Source organism: Pseudomonas putida, assembly GCF_001976065.1.
GTDB lineage: Bacteria > Pseudomonadota > Gammaproteobacteria > Pseudomonadales > Pseudomonadaceae > Aquipseudomonas > Aquipseudomonas serbica.
In genome coordinates this window covers 409562-433786 of sequence record NZ_MNAH01000001.1, presented here as the reverse complement: position 1 = coordinate 433786, position 24225 = coordinate 409562, and the positions used below count along the sequence as shown (strand labels likewise).

Annotated in this window: 24 protein-coding genes and 1 pseudogene; 15 read left to right on the top strand and 10 right to left on the bottom strand. The window is 61.3% G+C overall.

Going from position 1 to position 24225, the window contains the following annotated elements:
- Nucleotides 1-190: 190 nt before the first annotated feature.
- Entirely contained in the window at nucleotides 191-730 is a 540-nt protein-coding gene (gene thpR / locus BKX96_RS02020) for an RNA 2',3'-cyclic phosphodiesterase (protein ID WP_077182529.1), read from the bottom strand.
- 74 nt (nucleotides 731-804) lie between these two features.
- On the opposite strand from thpR, the gene BKX96_RS02015 reads away from it, so the two are divergent.
- Nucleotides 805-999, top strand: coding sequence for a hypothetical protein (locus BKX96_RS02015; RefSeq protein WP_046817223.1), 195 nt, complete (start codon nucleotides 805-807; stop codon nucleotides 997-999).
- A 15-nt stretch (nucleotides 1000-1014) separates the two neighbouring features.
- Here BKX96_RS02015 and BKX96_RS02010 read toward each other — a convergent pair whose 3' ends face one another.
- Entirely contained in the window at nucleotides 1015-1368 is a 354-nt protein-coding gene (locus BKX96_RS02010) for a DUF1428 domain-containing protein (protein WP_046817222.1), read from the bottom strand.
- Nucleotides 1369-1384: 16 nt separating this feature from the next.
- Nucleotides 1385-2449 carry a hypothetical protein gene (locus BKX96_RS02005; protein ID WP_046817221.1) on the bottom strand — a complete coding sequence of 355 codons (1065 nt, stop codon included), beginning with the start codon at nucleotides 2447-2449 and terminating at the stop codon, nucleotides 1385-1387.
- Nucleotides 2450-2854: 405 nt separating this feature from the next.
- Between BKX96_RS02005 and BKX96_RS02000 the strand changes: the two genes are divergently transcribed.
- The gene (locus BKX96_RS02000) at nucleotides 2855-3115 is read left to right on the top strand and encodes a hypothetical protein (RefSeq protein ID WP_077182528.1); all 261 of its coding nucleotides are present in this window, start codon (nucleotides 2855-2857) and stop codon (nucleotides 3113-3115) included.
- Here the strand turns inward: BKX96_RS02000 and BKX96_RS01995 are convergent.
- From BKX96_RS01995 to BKX96_RS01975, 5 genes are read right to left on the bottom strand one after another with little or no spacing between them, the layout of a single operon-like run.
- Complete coding sequence (locus tag BKX96_RS01995) at nucleotides 3087-4034, bottom strand: NAD-dependent epimerase/dehydratase family protein (protein WP_046817250.1); 948 nt, start codon at nucleotides 4032-4034, stop codon at nucleotides 3087-3089. The genes BKX96_RS02000 and BKX96_RS01995 overlap by 29 nt on opposite strands.
- A gap of 2 nt (nucleotides 4035-4036) precedes the next feature.
- Nucleotides 4037-5161 carry an HlyD family secretion protein gene (locus tag BKX96_RS01990; RefSeq protein ID WP_046817219.1) on the bottom strand — a complete coding sequence of 375 codons (1125 nt, stop codon included), beginning with the start codon at nucleotides 5159-5161 and terminating at the stop codon, nucleotides 4037-4039.
- A 6-nt stretch (nucleotides 5162-5167) separates the two neighbouring features.
- A complete protein-coding gene (locus tag BKX96_RS01985) occupies nucleotides 5168-6010 on the bottom strand; it encodes a hypothetical protein (protein WP_077182527.1) in 843 nt (280 codons plus the stop codon).
- Nucleotide 6011: 1 nt separating this feature from the next.
- Nucleotides 6012-7340 carry a glycosyltransferase family 2 protein gene (locus tag BKX96_RS01980; protein ID WP_077182526.1) on the bottom strand — a complete coding sequence of 443 codons (1329 nt, stop codon included), beginning with the start codon at nucleotides 7338-7340 and terminating at the stop codon, nucleotides 6012-6014.
- Nucleotides 7337-8440: a TackOD1 domain-containing metal-binding protein gene (locus BKX96_RS01975; protein ID WP_316252125.1), complete on the bottom strand. Its 1104-nt coding sequence runs from the start codon at nucleotides 8438-8440 to the stop codon at nucleotides 7337-7339. Before BKX96_RS01975 ends, BKX96_RS01980 begins: the two co-directional genes overlap by 4 nt.
- Here BKX96_RS01975 and BKX96_RS33395 point away from each other — a divergent pair.
- Nucleotides 8408-8725 (top strand): hypothetical protein, encoded by a 318-nt coding sequence (locus BKX96_RS33395; protein WP_316252124.1) that lies wholly within the window; start codon nucleotides 8408-8410, stop codon nucleotides 8723-8725. The genes BKX96_RS01975 and BKX96_RS33395 overlap by 33 nt on opposite strands.
- A gap of 502 nt (nucleotides 8726-9227) precedes the next feature.
- Here the strand turns inward: BKX96_RS33395 and BKX96_RS01970 are convergent.
- Nucleotides 9228-10121 (bottom strand): LysR family transcriptional regulator, encoded by an 894-nt coding sequence (locus tag BKX96_RS01970; protein WP_046817215.1) that lies wholly within the window; start codon nucleotides 10119-10121, stop codon nucleotides 9228-9230.
- Between the two features lie 133 nt (nucleotides 10122-10254).
- Here BKX96_RS01970 and BKX96_RS01965 point away from each other — a divergent pair, with 133 nt between their 5' ends.
- The gene (locus BKX96_RS01965; RefSeq protein ID WP_077182525.1) at nucleotides 10255-11517 is read left to right on the top strand and encodes an MFS transporter; all 1263 of its coding nucleotides are present in this window, start codon (nucleotides 10255-10257) and stop codon (nucleotides 11515-11517) included.
- A gap of 6 nt (nucleotides 11518-11523) precedes the next feature.
- Here BKX96_RS01965 and BKX96_RS01960 read toward each other — a convergent pair whose 3' ends face one another.
- Nucleotides 11524-11973, bottom strand: coding sequence for a cupin domain-containing protein (locus BKX96_RS01960; protein ID WP_046817213.1), 450 nt, complete (start codon nucleotides 11971-11973; stop codon nucleotides 11524-11526).
- A 377-nt stretch (nucleotides 11974-12350) separates the two neighbouring features.
- On the opposite strand from BKX96_RS01960, the gene BKX96_RS01955 reads away from it, so the two are divergent.
- The 11 genes and pseudogenes from BKX96_RS01955 to BKX96_RS01905 all read left to right on the top strand — a co-directional run bounded on the left by BKX96_RS01955 (nucleotide 12351) and on the right by BKX96_RS01905 (nucleotide 23950).
- On the top strand, nucleotides 12351-13202 hold the full coding sequence (locus BKX96_RS01955) for a putative selenate ABC transporter substrate-binding protein (RefSeq protein WP_046817212.1): 852 nt from the start codon (nucleotides 12351-12353) through the stop codon (nucleotides 13200-13202).
- Nucleotides 13199-13996, top strand: coding sequence for a phosphonate ABC transporter ATP-binding protein (locus BKX96_RS01950; protein WP_046817211.1), 798 nt, complete (start codon nucleotides 13199-13201; stop codon nucleotides 13994-13996). The genes BKX96_RS01955 and BKX96_RS01950 overlap by 4 nt, the downstream gene beginning before the upstream one ends.
- Nucleotides 13990-14817, top strand: a complete 828-nt coding sequence (gene phnE / locus BKX96_RS01945; protein WP_077182524.1) for a phosphonate ABC transporter, permease protein PhnE — start codon at nucleotides 13990-13992, stop codon at nucleotides 14815-14817. Before BKX96_RS01950 ends, phnE (BKX96_RS01945) begins: the two co-directional genes overlap by 7 nt.
- The gene (gene phnE, locus BKX96_RS01940) at nucleotides 14814-15581 is read left to right on the top strand and encodes a phosphonate ABC transporter, permease protein PhnE (RefSeq protein ID WP_046817209.1); all 768 of its coding nucleotides are present in this window, start codon (nucleotides 14814-14816) and stop codon (nucleotides 15579-15581) included. Before phnE (BKX96_RS01945) ends, phnE (BKX96_RS01940) begins: the two co-directional genes overlap by 4 nt.
- A 644-nt stretch (nucleotides 15582-16225) precedes the next feature.
- Nucleotides 16226-17356, top strand: a complete 1131-nt coding sequence (locus tag BKX96_RS01935; RefSeq protein ID WP_077182523.1) for a PAS domain-containing protein — start codon at nucleotides 16226-16228, stop codon at nucleotides 17354-17356.
- Nucleotides 17353-18780: a sigma-54 interaction domain-containing protein gene (locus tag BKX96_RS01930; RefSeq protein ID WP_046817207.1), complete on the top strand. Its 1428-nt coding sequence runs from the start codon at nucleotides 17353-17355 to the stop codon at nucleotides 18778-18780. The genes BKX96_RS01935 and BKX96_RS01930 overlap by 4 nt, the downstream gene beginning before the upstream one ends.
- A 229-nt stretch (nucleotides 18781-19009) precedes the next feature.
- Nucleotides 19010-19087, top strand: a pseudogene (locus BKX96_RS33045) (outer membrane lipoprotein carrier protein LolA); the annotation flags it as partial.
- A gap of 597 nt (nucleotides 19088-19684) precedes the next feature.
- A complete protein-coding gene (locus BKX96_RS01920) occupies nucleotides 19685-20287 on the top strand; it encodes a dimethylamine monooxygenase subunit DmmA family protein (RefSeq protein ID WP_077182522.1) in 603 nt (200 codons plus the stop codon).
- Nucleotides 20284-21252, top strand: a complete 969-nt coding sequence (locus tag BKX96_RS01915) for a PDR/VanB family oxidoreductase (protein WP_046817205.1) — start codon at nucleotides 20284-20286, stop codon at nucleotides 21250-21252. The genes BKX96_RS01920 and BKX96_RS01915 overlap by 4 nt, the downstream gene beginning before the upstream one ends.
- Before the next feature lie 18 nt (nucleotides 21253-21270).
- Nucleotides 21271-22293, top strand: coding sequence for a heme-dependent oxidative N-demethylase family protein (locus tag BKX96_RS01910; protein WP_077182521.1), 1023 nt, complete (start codon nucleotides 21271-21273; stop codon nucleotides 22291-22293).
- Between the two features lie 121 nt (nucleotides 22294-22414).
- Nucleotides 22415-23950, top strand: a complete 1536-nt coding sequence (locus tag BKX96_RS01905) for an APC family permease (RefSeq protein ID WP_077182520.1) — start codon at nucleotides 22415-22417, stop codon at nucleotides 23948-23950.
- Nucleotides 23951-24225: the final 275 nt, after the last annotated feature.

Sequence of the window (24225 nt, the reverse complement as noted above, 5' to 3'; positions counted from 1 at the left end):
CGAAGACGTAGTGTCAGTCGACATCATTAGTGCCTGATACACCGCTTCGCGAGCAAGCCCGCTCCCACATTTGATCGGTGGCGCTCTTACTTTTTGCATTCATGCAGCGCCTTACCACCGCTGCATCCCTCACCTGGCTCCTCGGTTAAGGTGAAGTTTGGCGCCCTCGGGCGCCTTTTTTTGTTTTGGCTCAGGCACCGCCCAACGGCCATTCGGCCAACGCCCGATAGCGACCCTTATGCGACTCGAACAAGGTGAAGCGATCAGCCCGCAGGATGAATTCCGCCGGTGTGGCGGACTCCGGCACCGGCGCCCGATAGTCACGCGCCAGGGTCAAATGCGGGCGAAATTCCCGGGGCGCATCTTCCAGGCCGAACGGCAAAAGGGCTTGCTCCAGGTCATACACCAGCCGCAACAACGCCGGCGACGCCTGCTCGGGCGCCAGCACCAGGGCCCCTGCCCTGCGCCAGACATCCAGGCGATCCAGCTCCACCGTCAGGCGTTCCCCCGGCGTGCGCACCGACGCGGCAGCGCTGCAGAGGTCGGCAATCTGCGCGATCTCCACCGCCCCGAGAAACTTCAGGGTCAGGTGAAAATTCTCCACCGGCACCGGACGCCCGCTGCGCAGGTGCAAGGCGCCGCGCCATTGGCCGATGGCCTTACGCAGTGCGGGCGCGCAGTCCAAGGCGAAAAACAGCCGTTTGAACGGTTCATGGGTGTCGTCATTCATGCCTGGTCTCTCGTTTCTGGCGTCTGCCGGCATGCAAGTTATAGTTGATGCAAGCGAATCAACCGGAGGGGAGTATGCGCCAGATCCTCAGCAAGGAACCTTGGTGGGCCGCGCCGCCTCAGCCCGGCCAGGACGAAATGGAGCTGGAATGGGGCTGGCTGGTGCATTACAGCGAAGGCGAGCCGCGTTTCGAGTTCATCCGCGAGCGACCGAGCGATCTCGAAATCCGTAACCGCAAGAGTTGCCGGATCACCCCGACAGCGGAGTGATCCGACGATGTCGGCTCAAGCCTGCACGATCATTTCAAACCCGCCGAAAATCATCCTTTGACCATCGAACGGCATGGGATTGACGTCCGGTTGTACCCGCGGATCGGTCATCAGTTTCGCCATCCCGGCATCACGGGTGGCCTTGTCCGGCCAGACGATCCAGGAAAACACCACGGTTTCATCCTCCTTGAGTTTTACCGCCATGGGAAACGAGGTCACCTTGCCGTCCGGGACGTCGTCGCCCCAGCACTCGGCGAGGCTGAGCGCGCCGTTCTCGATGAAAATGGCGGCGGCCATTTGGGCGTGCTGCCTGAATTTTTCGCGGTTGGCGGTGGGTACGGCAATGACAAAGCCATCGACATAAGACATGAGCGTTCTCCTTGGGTCATGGGTTGAGCTGCTGGTTAGTCGACTGGGTCGGGCTCCAATCGACAGCCCCGCCGTCCGGACCGACCGACGGTTGGGCGCTCTGCGCCAGGCTCCCTTCGATCTGCGAGGCCATGTACAAGGTGCTCGCCATGACACCGGTCGTCGGGTTCTGCAGCAGCTTCGTCCAGGCCTTGTCGAACGTGTTGCCCAGGCTGCTGCGAATCAACGCTTCGCTGTCTGGCCGGTCGTTGGCCTGGATGATCGCCCGAACGCCCGCTACGCCGACGGAGATCAGCGCACCGGCAAGTTTCCCGGCTGCCGCCGCTACCGCACTGGCCGCCCCGCGCGGGGCCATCTCGGCCTCAATGCGTTGACTGGCGCGCTTGGCCACCGGCGCCATGGCGGTGTCAGTGGAGCCCACGCCCTTGTCGCCACCGGCCTTGTGGACCTTGTCGACCAGCGCGGCGTAGGCCGGCAACGTCGCCAACTGTTCAGTGTGCACAACCTGGAACAGCGAGGCGTCCCTGGCGGGTGGCGGTCCGAGGGCGATCGCGGGGATTTTCCGGACGCGGCCATTGAGCTGGGCCATTGGCACGCCATGGCGCTGGGAGATCTTCTGCAGTTCTTCCTTGACAATGTCCACGTAGAACGCCGCTGCCAGGGTGAGAATCGCATCCGGGTCGACCTCGAGCGCCGCCGGGGCCAGCACTTTTTCCTGGTACTTATCCAGCAGGTAGGCCGCCAGGCGTTTTGCCGTCGCATCCTGTTCGCCCTGGGAACTGATGGAGTACCAACTGACTTTCATCGACAGCCATTCCTGGGTCCAATAACTGCTGAACCAGGGTATGAAGTTTTCTTCGGTCAGCTGATAGACGCGGGTGCGCCAGTAATCCATGGCCCCGCGCGCGTAGATCTTTGCCTGATCGGTGGCCGATTGCGATGCTGCAATGATCTCTCGGTCCACTTGCTGCCAGGTGCTCGGGGAAATCATGACCTGGGGCACTTCCACCGGGGCAGGCGGGGCCGTGACGCATCCCGCCAACACCACCAGCACGGCGACGATCAGCGAACGCAGGTTCAAGATCGCGGTTTCCTGAAAAGTGCGCCGAACGGGAGGTCCGGCGTTCATTAGCCCCTGGTTTGAGTATAGGTGGCGGCCGTTGTCCGCTCAGAATCGATAGTGACCTTGAGGCCGCCTTCGCGAGCAAGCCCGCTCCCACAGACCCATACCCCTGTGGGAGCGGGCTTGCTCGCGAAGGGGCCATCGAGAACATCTACAGGATCCGACCATCACTCCCATCGATATTCACCATCGCCACGATTGCCTTCCGCCCACCGACCGTCAGCGTAGGATCAACGCCAACCCCACACCAAACCCTGTAGCGGAGGGTCCAACCATGCTGATCCATCTCCTGACCTGTCTGGCCCTGACGGCCTTCACGTTGAGCGCATTCGGCTGGTACCTTCTTTCCGAGGAGCGCACGTCATGATCTACCACGTCACCCTGGCCGTGAGCTTCCCGGTGTTCGGTAACAACTACTACTCGCAACCCTTCGAGTCTCGTAAAGTATTGACCCTGATGTTTGACGAAAAATTCGAAGCGCTGCTGATTCCGGCAGCCGGCCATCACTTCAGCAACGAAGTGGTCGGGCTCAACGATCAGTTCCGCTTTCTCAACGACGTGCTGGCCGAGCATTTGTCGGCGACCGAAGCCGCCTCTAGCGCCCGCCGGCATCGATACTTCTGAGAAGCTGACCCAGGCCCTCGGCAAAACAGGTCGGCTTGCCCAGGGCAAAATTCGCCAGCAAACGACTGTTTTCCGCACGCGAATGCCTGATGTCACCCGATCGCGGCACATCGTAGGTCAGCGCCAGCGGCCATCCCAGCAGTTCGCTCAGCATCGTCGCCAGATCGTTGACGCTGGTGGAGCGGTTAAACCCGACATTGACCGGTTCCATACGCGGCTTGGCTTCAGTGACCGCCTGCACCAGGATCTTGACCAGGTCATCGACATAGACGAAATCCCGTGTTTGCTCTCCATCACCGTAGACCGTGATGGGGAGTTTTTTTTGTGCCCGCTCGCTGAAAATACTGATGACACCTGAGTACGGCGACGAGGGATCCTGGCGCGGCCCATAAATATTGAAAAAGCGCAGGATGACCGGTTCCAGTCCGTGCTGGCGTCGGTAGAAATCCAGGAAATGTTCGCTGGCCAGCTTGTCGGCGGCATAAGGCGTCAGTGGATTTTTCGGCGTGTCTTCGCTGATCGCAGTGCCTTCGCCATTGTTGCCGTAGATCGCCGCACTGGAGGCGTAGACGACTCGCCTTACACCCGCCTGGCGCATGGCTTCACAAATATTCAGGGTACCGATGAAGTTGCTTTGGTGAGTGGCGATCGGGTCGTCGACCGAGGCCTGCACCGACGCCACCGCCGCCAGATGGACCACGGCGGTGCAGTCCTTCATCGCCCGGGCGACCGTCGACGCATCGGCGACGTCCCCCACTACCAGCGTCAGATGGCAGCGATCAATGGGCAGGTTGGACAATTTGCCAGTGGAAAGATCGTCCAGGACCCGAACGCTGTAACCGTGTTCGAGCAGGGCTTCGACAAGGTGCGAGCCGATGAAACCGGCGCCGCCGGTGACCAGGATTCGCTCAGCAGTCATCATTATTGAGCCTCCGATACGCGGGTGTTGGGGTTGGGATTGCGATCCATTGCGATCAGCTCCCCTAATTGATCGATGAACTCACGGCTGTCACTGAGCAATCCTTGCCAGTCCGTGGGAAAGCGAACATTCAACGGCAATTGATCGATGCGCCAGCGCGGCGGCAGCGGATGATCAAACCGGGCGGCGACCTGCAAGCCCATTTCGCTGGCAGCGAACGGCCCGCGCAACACTGTCGGCGTACGCCCGGCGCTGTCGACTGCCTGGACCACATGGGCGCTCAACCACTCACCATCCGGCATGCGCACCCGCAGCGGCTGGCCAATGGCGGCGTAGCTGATGTTCAGCGGTTCCAGGTAAATCCACAGCAGCGGGTCTTCCAGTCGCTCTATGCGCATCAGCAACGTACCGGCGCCGACGTTTTCGCCGGGGTTGACCAAGACCTCGGCAATCCGGCCGCTTTGCGCGGCGTTGATCGGCAGCGCAGCCAGGCGGGTTTTCAGCCACTGTTGTTCGGCCTGCTGTTGAATGACATCGCGCTCGACGCTTAGCGGCGCCTGGTTGGCCAGTTGTTCACGGCGCTCGAACGCCAGCAGATCCGCCCTGAAACTGTCGAGCTCGGACTTCGCCGACAGTACCTCGCCAGGCGACACCGCCCCTCTGGCAACCAGACTTTCAAGCACCCCCACCCGCTCCTGCGCCCTGCCGATGCGGGTCTTGAGCAACTGCCGTTCGCTGCCACCCAACCTGGTATCGCGCGCAGGTCGGGTTTGGGTCGGCATGGCCGACAGTTGCGATAACCGGGCGCGCCATTCCGGGTTGTCGAGATTGACCAAGGGCTGGTCGGTCCGGACCTGATCACCGGCTTTGACGAACAATTGCTCGACACGCCCGGTATCCCGGGCGCGCACCTCGAGAATCGGCAGGCGCAACTGAGCCGGCGCGTCGATCATCAACATGCCGTAGGCCAGCTTGGCCCCCAGCCAGATCAACGGGCTGGCGACCAACAACAGGATCAAATACCAGCGCACGCGGAAGGCCATGCGTTTGCCCGGCGCGTAGAGCACGGTCAAACCCTGTTCCTGAGTTGGACTCAACTCTTTACGACTATCGAAACGAATCTTCATGACGGCTCACCGTTTTGGAAAGTCTCGCCAGGCTTGCCAGTCAATGCCGGCAATCCCCAGGGGTTGCAGTTGTTCACGCCAGGCATTGCTCTGGTGTTGCAACTGCGCGGTCGACGCGCCGGCCCAGGACTCCGTGGCATCCAGTTGTGGCTCCGTGCTTTGGGCGAGGCGAAACTGCAGATCGGGCCAGCGCTGGGCGATCTGCTCTGCCATTCGTGCGCTGTTTTTCGGGTTACGGGTATAAATCATCAGGCTGACCTGACGCACACCCGCGTCGGGAAGCCCGCATGGCACACAGGTGTGTCCGGGCTTGGCGGCAGCGAACCAGCGATGATGGCTGGAAATCTCGACTGGCCATGGGCTCTCTCGGGAAGCCACGCGCAAGGTCTCGAGCAAATCCTGCAAACGCTGGTCAGGCACCGGCACGCCCAATTGCTCGACCTCCAGGTCGAGGTGCAGGCTGGTGAATGAAAGCCCTTTGAATTTGTCCAGCAGGTCAGTCAGTTGATGGCGTTCCTCTGGCTTCAACCACTCTGGATCGCCCAGCAACAGGCTCACTTGTATGCCTTCGCCAGGCGCGTCCTGCAGCAATTGCGCCAGGCGTTGGCGCGTGGTGGCGAAGTCCTTGATCTGTGCGCCCGTAAGGCCAAGGTAGATCTTGTCCATCCCGGCCTTGCGCAGTGCCGTCAGTTCAACCGCCCGCTGCCCGGGATCGAGCAACGCCTCGCTGTCCCACACATAGCTGGCCTGGGACCACTTTTGCGCTTGCGCCGCTTGAAGCGTCATGGGGTGTACCGTCAGCAAAACAGGGGGCATCCACAGCGTCACGACCAGCAATAGCGAGCGCATATCAGAACCTCGTGGCGCGCTTGAGCACCCACCAGGGTGCCATTGAGCTTTCTTCATGGCCGCGACGGAAGATCTCATTAAGCATGGCCACGACGCTCCAGCACCGCAGCAGGAGCATGAACAGCGGGAAGAAAGGCACCAGCAACCCCAGCACCATGTCCTGTCGTGGCCGGTCGGACACCATCACCAACATGGCGATGAACATCAGCAGGGTGATCGTCAGGTACAGCACATAGATCAGCGCAAACAGAAACAACAGCGTCTTGCCCGGCAGGATGAACAAGGCCAGCAAGGTGTAGATGAAGATGACGAACGGCAGCACCAACTGAAAGAAGAAGCCTGTGAGCAGGATCATCAGGAACGTGCGCCAGCCCAATAAATGGGGGCTGATGTTGCGGTTGTGCTTTCTGATGTAGAGAAAAAACAGGTCGCCGTCCCAACGCAAGCGCTGCATCAGGAACTGGCTGAGCGTCGCCGGTGCATCGGTGTGTCCTACCGCTTCGGGCTCGAATGGAATCCTCAGGTCATGCCGCTTGAAGTAGCTCTTGATGCGCAACGTCAGGTCCAGGTCTTCAGCGGTGTGAGTGTTCCAGCCACCGATTTTCACCAGGAAACTGCGGCGGAACGCGCCAAAGGCGCCGGAGACGTTATTGACCAGGTTCCATTCGGCCAGGCCGATCTTCGACATGTGGATCGACAGCAGATACTCCAGCGCCTGCATGGCTGTCACCCACGAGCCCCAGACATTGCGCACCCGCAGGCTACCGGCGACCGCAGGTACAGCGGGGTCCTCGAAATGCCGCACGATGGAGGCAACCATGTTGTTGTCGAAGGAGGTATCGCCATCGAGCGCCATCACGATTTCACCGCCGGCCAGCGACAAGCCGGCGTTCAGGGACGACACCCTGCCGCCCCTCTGCCATTTGGCGATCGGTCGTAAATGTCGCTTGGGGTATAACTGCGGGTCCACGTTGAAACTGCGAACGGCGCTGAGCGTCGCCTGGTTTACCGTGGCGCCGTCCACCACCGGAATCATCTCGATGTGGCCGTCATAGGTCTGTTCGCACAGGCTCAACAGCGTGGTCTGAACGTCCATGCCTTCGCTGTAGCAGGTAATGATGCAAGAGACCTTCGGCCGATAGACGCTGATCTTCGGCACACTGGTACGTCGACGGGTGAACCAGCGCAATACGCCCAGCATCACCATGATCATCATCGGTAATTCAAACATCAGGAACGCCGGAAAAAGCATGTAGAACAGTCGGCTCATTCCATCCGGCCCGGCGAGCGCACTGAGTGCGTCCAAGAGTTGCTCGAGGAAAGGGCTCATGGCGTATCACCCAGCTCACCGGCCATGCGCGCCAGTAACAGTTCGCCATCTTCCTGATCAAGTAGATCCTGGGGTGCGGTGATGCTGATGACGCGCAAGGTAATGTCGCTGACCTCCGGCGCCGAGAACAGTTCGGCGATTCGGCCCAGGCGCTGCTTGACGATATCCAGCCCCTTCTCGTCGGTATGGGGCAGCATGATCCAGAAGAACTCTTCGGTACTGCGAGAGCAGCGATCCGTTTCCCTGACGGACTCCTTCAAGCGATCGGCGACGCTATCGATGAAGGCATGCCCGCGTTGTTCACCCAGGTGCGACAACGTACCGGCCAGGTTGACGAAGCGCAGACCGATCAGGGAAAACTCAGGCACCGGATGGCGGCGCACAATCTGCATTTGCCAAGTCAGCAGATCATAGAAATCCTTGCCACCCAGCAGATTGAGCTTGCCGAAATGCTGTGCCGACTTTTCACTGAATTCCTGGCGGCAACGGAAACGCCCGGCCTCGGACAGGCGGAAATCCCTGACTTCGCGTATGCGCAACTTGTCCGGCGTGTGTGACAGGCCGCAATCCAGGCAGCGCGCCTGCACCTCGGCGTCGACGAAAAACGCCTGGCATGAGCGACAGCGATAGTTCTCCATCGGACGGTCGTAATCACTGCCAATGTGACGCAGCCGATTCAGGCAGTTGGGGCACAGCAACACCCCGTCCTTGAGAAATGACTCCTGCGCTCCGACATGCCCACAGGTAAAGCAGTGCAAGGACGGTTGCCGAGCAATGTCCATCGACTGGCATTCGGTGCACACATCAATGTAATTGAGCCGCCCCGAACCACAATCGGAACACAGGCGGACGCGGTCGATCAGGACCCCCTCTTCCAGCCAGTCCTGTTGCACCATCAGGCTGAGCCAGACAAACGCGTTGACCTGCTCGCTATCTGCCAGGGCGTCCAGCAGTGGATAGCGATAGTGCTGAGGCACCTCCGGATCGCGCAGGGCGACCACCTGGGCACCGTCGCGCAACCACAGCCAGGACAGCACCCGACTTTCGAAGCGTTCCGGTGCGGAGCCATGACTGAACAGTCCGAAGCGTTCCTGCCACACGCCCCAGAGCCTTTTTATTTCGCCGGTTTCCACAGGACACGCGCCATCGCCCAAGGCTTCGCACCAGCCATCCTGATCCCGGCAGCAGTAAATGAGCGTGTAGCGGTAAGGGGGAAGCGAGCGCAATTTTCGAAGGACTTTCCCGGCGTACGCGGCTGGCATGTCCAGAAGCACCACATCAAATGCATCGGCAGCCAGCAAGCTGCCCAGATCGGTAAAGTGTTCAAGCTCTGGAAGGTTCAGGCTCGGAACTCTATTACCGAATATCGCAACCCGAGGATTTAAAGTTGGCATGACGCACGTCCTCTACAAACAGACAAGTGCGGGTTAATTGGAGGTGGAACACTAGCATCACATTTGTGAAACGTGTGGATTATTATGAAGTTATTTTTTGACAAGCCCAGCGTCAAAAATTCTTCACCACTCGTCGCCAAATCCTGCTGTTACTTTCACGCACAGGAAATCACGGAAGAGTATTAATAATTATTTATTATTCATAGAGTTACACCGCTCTTATAATAACAAGACTTATTAATTCCCAGTAAATAACTAAGCGCTAAAATTGATAGCCCTTGGCCATCCGCGAGCAACTGAGAGCCCTTATCAAATACTTGATTAAATGAACTGGATCCATATTGCTACGCCGTACAGCATACGAAACTATAAATTCAATTTTTTTATATCAGTCCGACCAGCGCTTACAATCAAACAAACGCCGACGCAGAATAGTTTCAATAATGAGACGGCCACTATTTTAACATCAACTAAATAAATAATCGGGTTAATATTAAAAAGGAACGCAAATATCCCTTAAGCAACTACGCAACCATCGATGCACTGGATCGGCATCCAGTCGAGGATGCCAGATCATCGCCAGGGTAAATTCCGGGAGCGAAAATGGCAGCACGAAGCTGTGCATGCCGGACCTAAGATTGGCGGTATGCCGCTCGGGCACGGTGGCGATCAGGTCGCTCGCCCTGGCCAGCGCCAGTGCGGTCGAGAAACCGCCGACCTCGGTTGCAATATTCCGCTGCAAACCGAGCGCCCCCAGGGCTTCGTCAATCGGCCCCTTGTCCATCCCCCTCCGTGAAACGCTGATGTGAGCGTGCGCGACAAAGCGCTCGGGCGATAGCTTGCCGTCGCACAGCGGATGCTCCGCGCGCACCACACCGACCCATCGATCGCGGAACAAGCCTTGGGTACGCAGTTCCGGGCTCGCGGTATTGGCTACCACGCCGGTTTCCAGATCGACCGAGCCGTCGCGCAATGCCGTGCTGTCCTTGTCGATTTTGGGCAAGAAGCGCAGGCGTATTCCCGGCGCCTGCTCGGCGACGCGGGCGATCAGTGCGGCACCGAAGTTTTCGACAAAACCTTCGCTGCTACGCAAGGTGAAAGTGCGCGACACCCGCAGGAGGTTGGGTTGCTCGGCCGGGCGTAGCACCGCTTCAGCGTCCTGCACCAGCTGCGCGACCCGCTCACGCAACTCCAGCGCCCGCGGCGTAGGCACCAGGCCCCGGCCGGCCCTGACCAGCAGCGGATCGCCCGTGGTCTCGCGCAACCGCGCCAGCGCCCTGCTCATCGCCGAGGGGCTCAGGCGCAGGCGTTTGGCGGCGCGGGCAACACTGCCTTCCGCCAGCAGCACATCGAGGGTGATCAACAGATTGAGATCGGGAGTGGACATGCGTGGCCCCAGGGTCGGTTGATATGGCGTTGTATGCACGTAATAAGTGCAAACCGTGCGCCTTCCGCCATGTTAGGCCCCAGCGTAGATTTCGGGTAGCTCCGATCGGGAGTGGCCAGAACAGGGGAATACCATGAATAACGGACCCGCAGTCGCGGCAATAGCTCAACCCACACGCTCGGTGAAAGGCGCGCTGGCCAGCCTGTCGTTGGCGATGTTGTTGTCGTCCCTCGGTACCAGCATCGCCAATGTCGGCCTGCCTTCTTTGGCTCAGGCATTCAGCGCATCCTTTCAACAGGTGCAGTGGGTGGTCATCGCCTACCTGCTGGCCATCACCCTCTCGATTGTCAGCGTCGGTCGCCTCGGTGACCTTGTCGGTCGGCGCCGCCTGCTGCTGTCCGGCATTGGCTTGTTCACCCTGGCGTCAGCGTTGTGCGGCCTGGCGCCCAATCTTGACCTGCTGATCGCGGCCAGAGCGCTACAAGGCCTGGGCGCAGCGGTAATGATGGCGCTGACCCTGGCGTTCGTCGGCGATACGGTAGCCAAGGACAAATCCGGTGGCGCCATGGGGCTGCTGGGGAGCATGTCCGCCATGGGCACCGCGACAGGCCCGGCGCTCGGCGGTGTGCTGATCGGCGGGTTCGGCTGGCGCTGGATTTTCTTTATCAGCGTGCCCCTGGGCGTACTGACCTGGCTGTTCGCGCAACGCTACCTGCCCGAGGATCGCCCGCGGCAAACCGGGCGTACGGGTTTCGATTCGCTGGGCACGGTGTTACTGGCCCTGTTGCGCAATAGCCGACTCAGCGGCAGCCTGGCCATGAGCCTGCTGGTGACCACCGTGATGATGGCGACGTTGCTGGTCGGGCCGTTCTACTTGGCGCAGACGCTGCGGTTGACGGCGGTGGCGATTGGCCTGGCGCTGTCGGTCGGGCCGCTGGTCGCCGCGCTGACCGGTGTGCCCGCCGGGCGCCTGGTCGATCGTTGCGGGGCCCCTGGCATGACCCTCGCCGGGCTCCTGGGCATGGCGCTTGGCTGCTGCCTGTTGTCAGTGCTGCCCGAAACGCTGGGCGTCGGCGGCTACCTCGCGTCCATGGTCGTTATCACCTTGGGGTATGCGCTGTTCCAGACTGCCAACAACACCGCCGTGATGCTCGGCGTGCTGCCCGAACAACGCGGTGTGGTGTCCGGCCTGCTCAACCTGTCGCGTAACCTGGGCCTGGTCACCGGGGCCTCGGCGATGGGCGCCGTGTTTGCCCTGGCCTCCAAGGCGGTCGATATCGGCACCGCGCAGCCGCAGGCCATTGCCAGCGGCATGCGCACGACCTTCCTGGTCGCGCTGGGGCTGATCGTCGTCGCCTGCCTGATCGCGTGGCGCAGGCAGGCAGAGTCGCAGTAAGGGCGCTTACTGCTCCAGCACCACCAGCGGCGTGTCTTTCTTGACGATGTAGGTCGCCAGTTCCGACCCCTTGCCCTGGCCGATGTTTTTGGCCACATGGGCGGTGCCTGCCGGAATGTACAGGGAGTCACCGGCCTTGAGCGTCACGGCCGGTTGCCCTTCGAGTTGATATTCGAACGTACCCTCGATGACGTAGGCCACCTCTACGCCGGGGTGCGAATGTTTCGGCGACACCACGCCCGCATCGAAGTCCACGCGCACCTGAATGACTTCGCGCCCGGCGACATCGAGGTCGCGGCGCACCAGGTCGGTACGCGAAAGGCCGGCCTGCCAGTTTTTCGCCGGCGGCTGGCCTGACTCCTGAGCCTGGGCAAGGCCGGTGAAAGCGCCGAGAGTCGCGGTGATCAGGGCAACGCCGAGCAGGCCTGCCGCATGGCGGGTAGGGATTCGGGACATGGTGATTCTCCAGTGAGCGCAAGGTAAAAGCCGTTGTGCGGCCGTTGCATTACGCGCTCGCCATGTATCGCCTGCGTGTCCCGCCACCCCGGCTTTTGTATGCCAACGTAGCTGGATGAAGGGTGGATACGTTGCGATACGCATTCACCCCGAGCTCCTTGCGGATGATCGGGCGAACCCGACTCTTCGTATCCACCGAACGGTGACGTAACGTCGCCCCCCCGCCGAATAATGAATCAACGGCAGGACATGAGCGCGACAAAGCCTCGGCAACGCTTATAATCGCCGCACGTCGTCTACCCTCAAAAAGCGCCTGACCGTTATCCATGCGGGTCCGGCGCTGGCAAATACTTGCGCTAATGAACCGGAGAACTTTCATGCTCAAACGCACCCTGGCATTGGCTGTCGGCTTGTCCCTGTGTTTTACCACCCTGCTGGCACAGGCCGCCGACGTCCTCAAGGTCAGCGCCATTCCCGATGAAGCCCCCACCGAACTGCTGCGCAAGTTCCAGCCCCTGGGCACTTATCTGGAACAGCAGTTGGGCATGAAGGTCGAGTTCGTGCCGGTGAGTGACTACCCGGCCGTGGTCGAGGCGCTGGCCACCGATCGGATCGACATGGCCTGGCTCGGCGGGTTCACCTTCGTCCAGGCGCGGCTGAAAACCGGAAACGCCATACCGTTGGTGCAGCGCGAGCAGGATGCGCAGTTCACCAGCAAGTTCATCACCGCCGACCCGAACGTCAAATCCCTCGCCGACCTCAAGGGCAAGACCTTTGCCTTCGGCTCGGTGTCTTCGACCTCCGGCAGCCTGATGCCGCGTTATTTCATGCTGCAGGACGGCATCAAGCCGGAAACTTTCTTCAGTCGCGTGGGCTACTCCGGCGCCCATGACGCCACCGTGGCCTGGGTCCAGGCGGGCAAGGTCGACGCCGGTGTCCTGAATGCCAGCGTCTGGGAAAAACTGGTCAAGGCCGGCAAGGTCGACACCGACAAGGTCAAGGTCTTCGCCACCACGCCGGCTTACTACGACTACAACTGGACCGTGCGCGGCACCCTCGACCCGGCGCTGGCGGCGAAGATCAAGGCCGCGTTCCTCGCGCTCGATCCGGCGAACCCCGAGCAGAAAGCCATCCTCGACTTGCAGGCCGCCAGTCGTTTCATCGAGACCAAGCCTGAGAACTACAAGGGCATCGAGGAAGCCGCACGCGCCGCCGACCTGCTCAAATGACATTGCACCTGACCCGGGTCAGCCTCAGCCACGCCAATGGCGTACAGGCGCTGCGTAGCCTGGACCTGCACATCGAAGCCGGTGAACAGGTCGCCATCATCGGCCCGTCCGGCGCGGGCAAGTCGAGCCTGCTCCACGTACTTGCCACCGGCCTGAAACCGAGTAGCGGCGAGCTGCAATTGCTTGGCGAAAATGCCTGGCAGTTGTCTGCCCGCCAGCGTCAGCACCTGCGTGCACGCATCGGCCTGGTTCATCAGTCGCCTCCCTTGCCACCGCGTCAGCGGGTGGTCACGGCGGTGCTGGCCGGAAAGCTCGGCCAGTGGGGATTGGGCAAAAGCTTGCTGAACCTGCTGCATCCACTGGATATTGCGGGAGCACGCGCGGCATTGGCCCGGCTGGACCTGGGCGATAAACTATTTGCCCAGTGCCAACAGCTGTCCGGCGGACAACTGCAGCGGGTCGGCATTGCCCGGGTGTTGTACCAGGCGCCCGAGGTATTGCTGGCCGACGAGCCCGTATCGGCGATGGACCCGGTCCTGGCTGCGCACACACTTTGCGTCCTGTGCCGCCATGCACGCAAGCACGACGTCACCCTGGTCGCCAGCCTGCACGCGGTGGAGCTGGCCCTGGCGCATTTTTCGCGGATCATCGGCTTGCGTGACGGGCAGATCCTGTTCGACCTTGCGCCCGATGCAGTCGATCGCGAGTTGCTCGACAGACTCTACGCCAACGAACAGCTGCAATCGCCAGCGATTGCCGTGACGCCCTTGGCTGTGCAGATCCCCCGATGCTGAGGCGCGATACCCGAGACCCGGCCACCCACCCTCGCCTGTTGCTCAGCCTGCTGGCGATCGCCCTGTTGTGGCCTGGCATTCATTTCAGTGAACTGGACCTGGGCGTGCTCCTGGCCAGTGACAGCCAGAGTGAAATAGGCCGCTTCGTCTCCGCTTTCTGGCCCCCTGCCCATGACCGGACGTTCCTCGAACTGCTGTGGCAAGCCACCTTGCAGACCCTGGCCATCGCCACGGCCGGAATGGCACTCGCGTTGCTGCTGGCTGTCCCTGCCAGCCTGCTCGCCAGCCGCGCACTCTCGCTGTCCGCCGCTTACCGGGCCGGGCAACCGGGTTACTGGGGCCAGTTGCTGCGCTGGCCAGTGCGCAGTGTGCTGATCTTCCTGCGCAGCGTTCCGGAAATCGTATGGGCCTTGCTGTTCGTGCGCGCCGTCGGGTTAGGCCCGACGGCAGGAGTGCTGGCGATTGCCATCACTTACAGCGGCATGCTGGGCAAGGTCTACGCGGAAATATTCGAGTCGGTTGACCAGCGCCCCGCCCACGCCTTGCTGCAAACCGGCAGCGGTCGGCTGGCGGCGTTCAGTTATGGAATATTGCCCAACGTCGCACCGGAGCTGATTTCGTACACGGTGTACCGCTGGGAATGCGCGATTCGCGCCTCGGTGGTGATGGGCTTCGTCGGCGCCGGTGGGCTCGGCCAGCAGATGGATTTGTCACTGCGCATGTTCGCCGGCGGTGAAGTGGCCAGCCTGCTGCTGACGTTTCTTGTTCTGGTGTTGTTCGCCGACCAGCTCAGTCGCCTGCTGCGTGGGAGGCTGGCATGAATCGCCTGATCAACCTGCTGCTGGTTGGCGGTATCGGCGCGGCGGTGATCGCTTCGTTCATCTACCTGGGTATTGATCTGGGCGAACTGGGTGACAGCGGCAACTTGGCACAGATGGGCGCCTACGCACAGCGTTTCCTGAGCCCGGACCTGAGCGCCGCGCATCTGCAAGCCATTGGTCATGGCGCTGTGGAAACCCTTGCCATGTCGGCCCTCGGCACCTTGCTTGCCGCCGTGCTCGGTTTGCTGCTGGCATTGCCCGCAGCCGGACGCTTCGGCTGGACGCTGCAAAATATTTCCCGCCTGGTGCTCAATGCCCTGCGCGCGATTCCGGAACTGGTGTGGGCCGCGCTGATGGTGCTGGCCGCCGGGCTCGGCCCGAACGCCGGCACCCTGGCACTGGCACTGCATACCACCGGCGTGCTTGGTCGGTTGTTCGCCGAAGCACTGGAAAACACCCCGCCGGAACCGGCCGACGCCATCCGGCTGCAAGGCGGTAACGCCGTGTGGGCGTTCTGCTACGGCACCCTGCCCAATCTCGTGCCGCAACTGTTGGCCTACATCCTGTACCGCTGGGAGAACAACATCCGCATGGCCAGCGTGCTGGGTTTCGTCGGTGCCGGCGGCCTGGGTCAAATGCTCTATGTCAGCCTCAGCCTGTTTCAGGAAGCGCAAGCCAGCACGGTCATTCTGGCGATGCTGGTGTTGGTGTTTGCCGTCGATACGCTGAGCAGCTGGAGTCGCCAGCGTTGGGTGAAGGCCTGAGATCGCGCCAATGGCAATCAGGCAGACAAACAAATGCCCCGAAGTCGGGGCATTTGATCTTGGCTAGCTGCATATGTTCAGCTGCACAAGGCAGGCTTCAAAGAGCCAAGTAGGTGGCCAGCGCTGGTCTCTGGCTTACGAGGTTTATCAGGACTCTCACAGCAACAGCAATAAGCGCTGTCCTGCTTCACACGGCATAAGGGCTGGATCTCAGCGCGGAGATCTTTCTAACCGTGTACCCTTCGGAACGCGCCCCACGCGTCCTCGCTATCCGCTTGCGCATCAGTCTGCGTTTTCACCTACAACTTCAGATTAGCAAAACGCCCAGGGCGTGGCCTGGAATTTTTAGATCGATTTGGTCCTGTAGGTGCTGGCTTGATGGCGATGGTGATCTGACGGACGCCTTCGCTGCGCTGCGGCGACCCGACAAGCCAGCTCCTTACAAGGTTCTGCGCAAGACCATCGATCTCATCCAACGAGCTGTGTATTTGCCGATTATGCTGCAATAACGCAGCACTTGTTCAAAACGGCCTTGGGCAAGGCCACTGTTCACTGGCGTTTGAGTTGGCATGCGATATGCCCCTACCAAACTGCCCTGGCCCTGTGTGCCCAGGTCCCATTAGCCGAATCGAGCCGATCCACGCATGGATATCCTGAATTTGCTGGTCAACAAAGCCCAGCCCCTGACCAGTACCGTCGGCGCCGACGGACAACTGCTCAGCTTGTCGTCCAGCCTGAGCGACCAATTGGGCTATGCGCCCGAAGAACTGCTCAATCAACGGATCGAACGGGTATTGAGCGTCGAGTCGCTACGCACGGTGCAGGCACTGTTTGCCAACCCGCCCGCCGATGAACTGATCCACAGCCTCGAACTGACCCTGATTCGCCACAACGGTGGGCTGCTGCATGTGATTGCCAACGGTGTGCTGGAGTGGCGAAACGTACAGCCGGCACGCCTGCACCTGTTGAAAATTCCCCTCGGTACGCTGGGGCACCGGCTGCGCGAAATGCACAACGCCAATGAAGTGATGAGCCAGATGCTGCAGAGCGCCAAGGTCGCCTACTGGTGCATCGAATTCGCCGAGGCAGTGGACATCAACCATGCCCCGGATGAGATCGTGCGCCAGGTGTTCGAAAACGACTCCCACTGGCGCCTGTGCAATCGTGCCATGGCCGAGGTGTATGAGATGCCGTCGGATGTCGACTTCAACCAGCAACCGGTGCGCCTGTACTGGCCGCGTAGCCCGGCCAACGAAGAGTTTGTGCGGCGCCTGATCGAATCCGGGTTTCACGTCGACGGCGCACTGTCGGTGGATCGTCGCCACGATGGCTCGCCGGCCTACGTGGAAAACGACGTCAGGGCCACCATCGTCAATGGCCAACTGTTGCGCATGTGGGGCAGCATTCGTGATGTCAGCCAGGAGTTGCGCATGCAGCACGATGCCGAGCAACGCATCGATGCCTTGCGCCGAGTCTTCGACGCCGTGCCCGACGCGGTGCTGGTGATTGATGAACACCAGCAACCGCAATGGCGCAACGCAGCCTTCGAAGACACCTTCGGCATCACCCATGGCGCCGGCATCGCCCGTTTGCTGTTGGACACTGCCTTGCCCGAACGTACCTGGCACAACCTGCCCCTGCCGGACCTGAACGGGCGCGACCTGAACTTCAACGTGCATTGCTCGCGCATCCTGATTCGTGAAGGCGTGGCCTGGCGCGTGGCGGTGTTTCGTGAAAGCCAGGGCATTCGTACCCCCCAAGAGTTGCACCCATGAAAGACTCCAACCTGCCACCCACCTTGCAGATGGGCATGCGCTCTTCGGTCAATGTCAGCAGCGAAGTGCTGGGCGCCTTGCTGGAAACGCCCGCCTTGCATGCCTTGCTCGACAGCTTCAGCGAAGCGCTGATCATCACCGACGGTGAAGGCCGGCTGCGTTTCATCAACCTGGCCGCCGAGCGCGTCAACCGGCTGTCGAAACAGCAGGCCGTGGGCTTGTCGGAGAGTGATTTTTTCCAGCGGTCGGCGTTGAACTACGACGACTTCCTGGCGGCGCTGAACCGCGGTGGCAACAGTGCGTTGACCCGTTCCCGGGAAGGCCGGGTGCTACTCAGCAGCACCCACGCGATCCCCACCGGCGCCTACGAAAAACCGTTCAGGATGCTCACCCAGAAAGACTTCGACGCCAGCCAGCCGCAGCGCCGCGCATCGCTCAACACCCGGCCGCTGGAGCCACAAGGCCTGCGCGATCCCCAAGACAATGCCCTGCACCTTTCGCCGCAGCTGTCGAGCATCGCCGACACCGGTGTGCGTGCTTTCCGCCGGCGTGCGCGCCTGTTGTTGCTGGGTGAGCCGGGGGTCGGCAAGACCGCCATCGCCCGGCACATCCATCGGGCGGCCGGTTGGGGCGATCGGCCGTTCATCCACGTCAATTGCGGGAGCATCCCGGAAAGCCTGTTCGAGTCCGAGATGTTCGGCTACGAGCGCGGCGCCTTTACCGGTGCGCTGCAGGGCGGCAAGCAAGGCTATATCGAAGCGGCGTCGGGCGGCACCTTGTTCCTCGACGAGATCGGTGAGATCCCGCTGCATGTACAAGCCAAGCTGCTGAAATTTCTCGAAGACAGCACCATCCAGTCGGTAGGCTCGCCCCTGAGCAAAACCGTGCAGGTCCAGGTCATCGCCGCCACCAACAAGGACTTGCGTCACCTGGTGGACATGGGTGAGTTTCGCGCCGACCTTTACTACCGTCTCGCTGTGCTGCCGGTGGAGATACCGCCGCTGCGCCAGCACCGCGATGACTTGCCGTTCCTCATCGACATCCTGCTCAGCCGTATCAATGGCGATCGCGTACCGTCCCTGAGCCTGTCCGCCGGCGTTCGCAAGCGCCTGATGAGCTATGACTTCCCCGGCAACATTCGCGAGCTGGTGAACATTTTCGAACGTTTGGCCGTGCTCGCCGACGATGAAGCGCAGGAGCATCATTTGCCGGCTGAACTGCTTGAACCGGTGCGCGCCCGGGCCACCTCGGTCGTGCAGGATCAAGCACCGCAAGAATCGGAGCAGAACCTCAAGCTGCAGGTTCAGCATTTCGAACGCCAGGTCATCCTCCGCGCCGTGCACCTGTGCGGGAGCAAGCGCAAGGCTGCGCAGCATCTGGGCATTGATATCGGCACGCTGATTCGCAAGTTGCAGCGCGATTGATTGCAGGGTGCGGGCGTGGCGACCCTGTTTTTTTGGCGTACATATCCATTCCTGCGGTAACGGCCACTTATGGTTTCGCTTTTACAGCGAGTCACTTGGAAAAGCCCCAAGTAACCAACCGCTCCTGCCCCTGGCGTTCGGTGCCTCGCGCCGGCCTCTCGAGGTGGCAAGAAAATCAAAAGCCAAAGCGAGGCGGCCGGAATAATTAGGCCAGTTCAGCTTGCCGGCGATGATCGTCAACAATGACGCTGGGAGCCCGACACCCCGCGGTGCTCTCAGGTTTTTCGCGAGCAGGCTCGCTCCCACAGGTATTAGCTTGGCTCTGGTTCTGGCTCTGGCTTTGCTTTGCTTTGGCTTTGGCTTTGGCTTTGGCTTTGGCTTTAGCTTTTGATCTACCCGCCCCATTTCCAGAGGCCGAACGCAGGCGTTGCGCAGTGGGCATCCCGGCATGGATGCCGGGATAGCCGCCCTCGGCCATGGATGGCCGATGGCGGCGGGCCCACGGAGCAATGCCGGAGTGAGGGCATGCCGAGCCTTAGCGAGGCACCGAATGGTGGGGCAAGACCTTTTGGTTCCTTTTGTGGCGTTTGACAAAAGGGACTCGCCGGAAGGGCGAAACCATAGGCGGCCGTTACCGCAGGAATGGATATGTACTCCATCAACAAATACTAGGTCGGCTATAAGGCCGCCTTCGCTGGCAAGCCAGCTCCTACAGGTTTCCCCCAGAGCCCTCCAAAAAACGCTGCAAAAACGCCTACATCATTGTTATTTCTGCTTACACTTTTTCCATCTAAAAACATTTAAACCAATAAAAACAGCAACTTAAACAATTGGCACGCCCTGTGCTCCTGCTATCTGCAACCCACCATCGTCGGGCTCCGATAGTCAGGAGGAATAACAAGAAATGTTGATCACCGGGATCAAAAGTCGGCCGGTCTACGACCGGTTGCAACCTCTGCCGGGAGGTATCCGGCACATCATTGCCGGGCAAGGCAGTGGCGGGCGCGCCATGTTGCGTTTGCTGGACGAGATGGAAGGGCTGGATCGCCCCGTGACCTTGCTGTACGCCCAGGAGTCATTTTCCGGCCAGGACTACCTCGCCCAATTGCAGCAGCACCCAGGTCACCCACTGCGGGTGTACGCCAGCAACCAGGCATTGATCGACGACCTCAATGACCTGCTCGGCGACGCCACGATGGGCACCCGCCTCTACCTCGCCGGTTCCGAAAGCTTCCTCGGCAGCGCCATGCAGGTGGCCACCCGTTTCGACCTCAATCGCGACGAAGTGCTTCGCGAGCACTCCGGCACGCTGGTGCGACGGGTCTGGTGCGTGCACTGCGACACCTACACCGAGAACGTGACCCAACGCATCTACGACTGCCCCGGTTGCAACCTGACGCTGGTGGTGCGCGACCACTATTCCCGGCGCCTGGCGGCCTTCCAGGCGGTCAAGGCCGATGCCGAAGTACCGGGCGAACTGCCCCCAGCCGAGGAACTCGACACATGAGCCAGAACAACGGGACCTTGAACCTGCGGGTGGCCCGCATCGAAGCGGTGACCCCGGAAATCAAGCGCTTCACCCTGGTATCGCCGACCGGCGCGCACCTGCCGGCGTTCTCCGGTGGCAGCCACGTGGTGGTGCTCATCGCCAACCCGAACAACACGCTGCGCAACCCCTACTCGCTGCTGAGTTCACCCTATGACACCAGCAGCTATCAGATCGCCGTGCGCCGGGTGGAAAGCGGTCGCGGTGGCTCGATCGCCTTGCACGACAGTGTCCGTGAAGGCGACATGATCGAGGTCACGCCACCGGTCAATCTGTTTGCGCTGATCAAGCAGGCCCGCCTGCACCTGTTCATTGCCGGTGGCGTCGGTATCACCCCGGTGATCTCCCAGCTGGAGGAATTGCGCCTGAGCAAGGTGCCCTTCGAACTGCATTACGCGGTTCGCGGCGATGAACACGCTCAGCTCGGCAAAGAGTTGCAGGCCACCTACGGCGCGCAGGTCCACTTGTATCGCAAAGGCATCGAGGCGCGCATGGACATCGGCCGGATCCTCGCCAATCGCCCGCTGGGCAGTCACGTGTATGCCTGCGGCCCGGACAGCATGATCGACGCCACCCTGGCCTGTGCCCGCGACCTGGGCTGGACCGACAGTCACGTGCATTTCGAGCGATTCCTCGAGCAAAGCAGCGGCGGCGAAGCCTTCAGCTTCACCCTCGGGCGCAGTGGCGCAACCATCGAAGTTTCGCCTGACCAGACCATGCTCGAAGCGGTCGAGGCCGCGGGCTACAGCATGCCTTACCTGTGTCGTGGGGGTGCCTGTGGCCATTGCGAAACCGAGGTCCTGGAACTCGACGGCGAACTGCTGCACAGCGATGACTGGCTGTCGGACGAAGACAAGACCAGCCGCAAGAAAATCATGCCCTGCGTATCCCGTGCCAAATGCAATCGCCTGGTCATCGACCTCTGATCGACGGAAACCAAAACAATGAATATCAAGTTCAACGCCGACGAAACCTACCGCGACGACTACACCTTCGCCAACAGCCCGCAGACCATCGCCCGCGCACCCTTCCCGTTCCCCGATGACGACTACATGTACTCGATGAACCTCGAGCCCCATGTCCCCGTCGGCGATGGCGCCTTCCGCGCCGCGTTCGATATCGACGAGCACTACATCAGCGAATGCCGGGACCGAGCGATCACTCTGGAGAAGGACCCGGGCATGCACTACGTCTCGGCGCCGCACATGATGGAAGCCCAGTGGGACCTGCTGGAACTGATCATGGAGTCCTACGCCCGCGACTACCCGCAGTATTTCACCCTGTCCCGTGAAGGCCGCCAGTGGCACTGGATCAACCGCCTGCTGGACATCGACGATCACTTCACCTTCGGCGACCCGGCGACCCTGCCTTATGAGCCGATGGAATACGTGACCCGCCAGGCCCAGGGCGACTGGGTCTTGCAGGAAGAACGCGACGGTACGCTGTATTGGGGAGCAGGGATCGCCACCCAGCGCGCCGACTACTCGCTGCGTTTCAACCTCGGCATGAGCTGGGAAGAATTCCACGGTCCGGTGCCGCTGGTGAAGGAAATCGGCATGCTCGACCGCGCCCTCAAGTTCCTCCTGCGCCTGCGCACCGGCCACCCGGTGCGACGCCTGAACTGGTCGCTGACCGTCAACCCGCGCCTTGAGGTCTCGGCCGAAAGCCTGCCCGAATGGGCGCCCGACCGGACCATCGTGACGGCTGAAAACGCCGGCAAACTGGTGTACCTGCGCATTGAGCTGCAACCGCTGCACCGCCTGCCGCGCAGCAACGCCATTGTCTTTCCGATCCGCACCTACCTGCTCAGCCTCGAAGACATCGCCACCAACCCGGACTGGGCGCGGCGCATGCACCGGGTACTGCGCGACCTGAATCAGCAACTGGTCGATTACAAAGGCTTCAGCCGCTACCGCGATGCGGCAGTCGAGTGGCTGTCGCAGTACGACGACGGAACCAAAGCCTGACGTCCCCCCCTGCAGGAACCGGCTTGCTGGCGATGGTGGCTTGGGGGCCCCATCGCCAGCAGGCTGGCTCCCACAGGTTTGAGCACCCGCAATCCACTGCCATTGATAATGAGGAAATAACATGAGTGGCTTATCCAACACGCGTGCAAGCAGCGCCGATCAGGACGCCGAACAACTTCGCGCCCTCGGCTACAGTTCGGATTTCAATCGCAGCATGAGCCTGTGGGAGAACTTTTCCCTGGGCTTTACCTACCTGTCGCCGGTCGTCGGGGTCTATACCCTGTTCGGCCTGTGCCTGGCCGCCGGCGGCCCGCCGATGTTCTGGTCCTACCTGCTGATCGGCGCCGGGCAACTGCTGGTTTGCCTGATTTTTGGCGAAGTGGTGTCGCAGTTCCCGATTTCCGGTGGAGTCTACCCGTGGGCCCGTCGCCTCGTGGGCAAGCGCTGGGCGTGGATGGTCGGCTGGGTCTATGCCTGGGCGTTGTGCGCAACCATCGCCGGGGTCGCGGTGGGTGCCGGACCGTACCTGGCGATCATGCTGGGCTTCAATCCCGGACCGGACGCCAACATCGTCATCGCCCTGGCGATCATCCTGCTGTCCACCGCGCTGAATCTGGTGGGCACCAAGCTGCTGGCACGGGTGGCAATGTTCGGCTTTCTCTGCGAGCTGGTCGGGGCGATCCTGGTCGGTGGCTACCTGCTGATCTTCGAGCGTCATCAACCGATCAGCGTGCTGTTCGACACCTTCAACCTTGAGGTCAATGGCTCTTACCTGCCGGCCTTCCTCGCGGCCTCCCTGGCGGGTCTGTTCCAATACTACGGGTTCGAGGCCTGCGGCGATGTCGCGGAAGAAACCCCGAACCCGGGCAAGCGCATTCCCAAGGCCATGCGCATGACCATCTACATCGGCGGCGCGGCAGCGATGTTCGCGTGCCTGGCGTTGATTCTCTCGGTGCCGGACATGGCCAAGGTGCTCGCCGGTGAAGACACCGACCCGGTCGCCACGATCCTGGCCAATGCCTTCGGCCCGGTCGGCTCGCGCCTGGTCATGGCAGTGGTCATGGTGTCGTTCATCTCCTGCGTGTTGAGCTTGCAAGCGGCGGCCAGCCGCCTGTTGTTCGCCTATGCCCGGGACGAGATGATCGTCGGCAGTTCACTGTTCAAGCGCCTGTCGGCCAACCAGGTGCCGTCGTTCGCGCTGCTGGTCAGCGGCCTGGTGCCGGCGGCGATTGTCTGCCTTGGGATGTTCATGGCAGATGCCGTGGCCACGATCGTCGGTTTTGCGGCGATCGGCATCTACGTGGCGTTCCAGTTGATCGTGATCGCCGCGCTGATCGCCCGCGCCAAGGGCTGGCGCCCCAACGGCCAATTCACCCTCGGCGCCTGGGGCCTGTGGGTGAACCTCGCGGCGCTGATCTATGGCGTGTGCGCCATCGTCAACATGGTCTGGCCGCGCTCGCCGGATGCGGCCTGGTACATCAACTATTCGATGATCCTCACCACGTTGGTCGTGATGGGCGCAGGCCTGGTCTACATGCTGCTGGGCAAGCCCTATGACAAAGGCACGGCGCCAGCGGGGGATGCGTGGAAGTTTTCCAAGCCGCTGGCCAAGGATGCTGATCTTTCCGCTGCTGCGGTAAACAAACCAGCCATCTGACAACCCGATACCCACCGTGGGAACCGAATCAATGTGGGAGCGGGCTTGCTCGCGAAGGCGGCGGTTCAGCCAACATCGACGTTGCCTGTGATGACGTCTTCGCTGGCAAGCCAGCTCCTACAAAAACCGAATCCTGTAGGAGCCGGCTTGCCGGCGAAAGCGCTGGGTCAGCCAACATCGACGTTGCCTGTGATGACGTCTTCGCTGGCAAGCCAGCTCCTACAAAAACCGAATCCTGTAGGAGCCGGCTTGCCGGCGAAGGCGGCGTGTCAGCC

Bases quoted from the DNA above. Each gene is read 5' to 3' on its own strand.
- thpR (WP_077182529.1), bottom strand. From the start codon at position 730: ATGAATGACGACACCCATGAACCGTTCAAACGGCTGTTTTTCGCCTTG.
- BKX96_RS01950 (WP_046817211.1), top strand. From the start codon at position 13,199: ATGACATTGCACCTGACCCGGGTCAGCCTCAGCCACGCCAATGGCGTA.
- BKX96_RS01985 (WP_077182527.1), bottom strand. From the start codon at position 6,010: ATGCGCTCGCTATTGCTGGTCGTGACGCTGTGGATGCCCCCTGTTTTG.
- BKX96_RS02010 (WP_046817222.1), bottom strand. From the start codon at position 1,368: ATGTCTTATGTCGATGGCTTTGTCATTGCCGTACCCACCGCCAACCGC.
- BKX96_RS01970 (WP_046817215.1), bottom strand. From the start codon at position 10,121: ATGTCCACTCCCGATCTCAATCTGTTGATCACCCTCGATGTGCTGCTG.
- BKX96_RS01935 (WP_077182523.1), top strand. From the start codon at position 16,226: ATGGATATCCTGAATTTGCTGGTCAACAAAGCCCAGCCCCTGACCAGT.
- phnE (WP_077182524.1), top strand. From the start codon at position 13,990: ATGCTGAGGCGCGATACCCGAGACCCGGCCACCCACCCTCGCCTGTTG.
- BKX96_RS01960 (WP_046817213.1), bottom strand. From the start codon at position 11,973: ATGTCCCGAATCCCTACCCGCCATGCGGCAGGCCTGCTCGGCGTTGCC.
- BKX96_RS01995 (WP_046817250.1), bottom strand. From the start codon at position 4,034: ATGACTGCTGAGCGAATCCTGGTCACCGGCGGCGCCGGTTTCATCGGC.
- BKX96_RS01955 (WP_046817212.1), top strand. From the start codon at position 12,351: ATGCTCAAACGCACCCTGGCATTGGCTGTCGGCTTGTCCCTGTGTTTT.
- BKX96_RS01930 (WP_046817207.1), top strand. From the start codon at position 17,353: ATGAAAGACTCCAACCTGCCACCCACCTTGCAGATGGGCATGCGCTCT.
- BKX96_RS01990 (WP_046817219.1), bottom strand. From the start codon at position 5,161: ATGAAGATTCGTTTCGATAGTCGTAAAGAGTTGAGTCCAACTCAGGAA.
- BKX96_RS33395 (WP_316252124.1), top strand. From the start codon at position 8,408: ATGACTGAACAGTCCGAAGCGTTCCTGCCACACGCCCCAGAGCCTTTT.
- BKX96_RS01980 (WP_077182526.1), bottom strand. From the start codon at position 7,340: ATGAGCCCTTTCCTCGAGCAACTCTTGGACGCACTCAGTGCGCTCGCC.
- BKX96_RS01905 (WP_077182520.1), top strand. From the start codon at position 22,415: ATGAGTGGCTTATCCAACACGCGTGCAAGCAGCGCCGATCAGGACGCC.
- BKX96_RS02015 (WP_046817223.1), top strand. From the start codon at position 805: ATGCGCCAGATCCTCAGCAAGGAACCTTGGTGGGCCGCGCCGCCTCAG.
- BKX96_RS01965 (WP_077182525.1), top strand. From the start codon at position 10,255: ATGAATAACGGACCCGCAGTCGCGGCAATAGCTCAACCCACACGCTCG.
- BKX96_RS01910 (WP_077182521.1), top strand. From the start codon at position 21,271: ATGAATATCAAGTTCAACGCCGACGAAACCTACCGCGACGACTACACC.
- BKX96_RS02000 (WP_077182528.1), top strand. From the start codon at position 2,855: ATGATCTACCACGTCACCCTGGCCGTGAGCTTCCCGGTGTTCGGTAAC.
- BKX96_RS01920 (WP_077182522.1), top strand. From the start codon at position 19,685: ATGTTGATCACCGGGATCAAAAGTCGGCCGGTCTACGACCGGTTGCAA.
- phnE (WP_046817209.1), top strand. From the start codon at position 14,814: ATGAATCGCCTGATCAACCTGCTGCTGGTTGGCGGTATCGGCGCGGCG.
- BKX96_RS01915 (WP_046817205.1), top strand. From the start codon at position 20,284: ATGAGCCAGAACAACGGGACCTTGAACCTGCGGGTGGCCCGCATCGAA.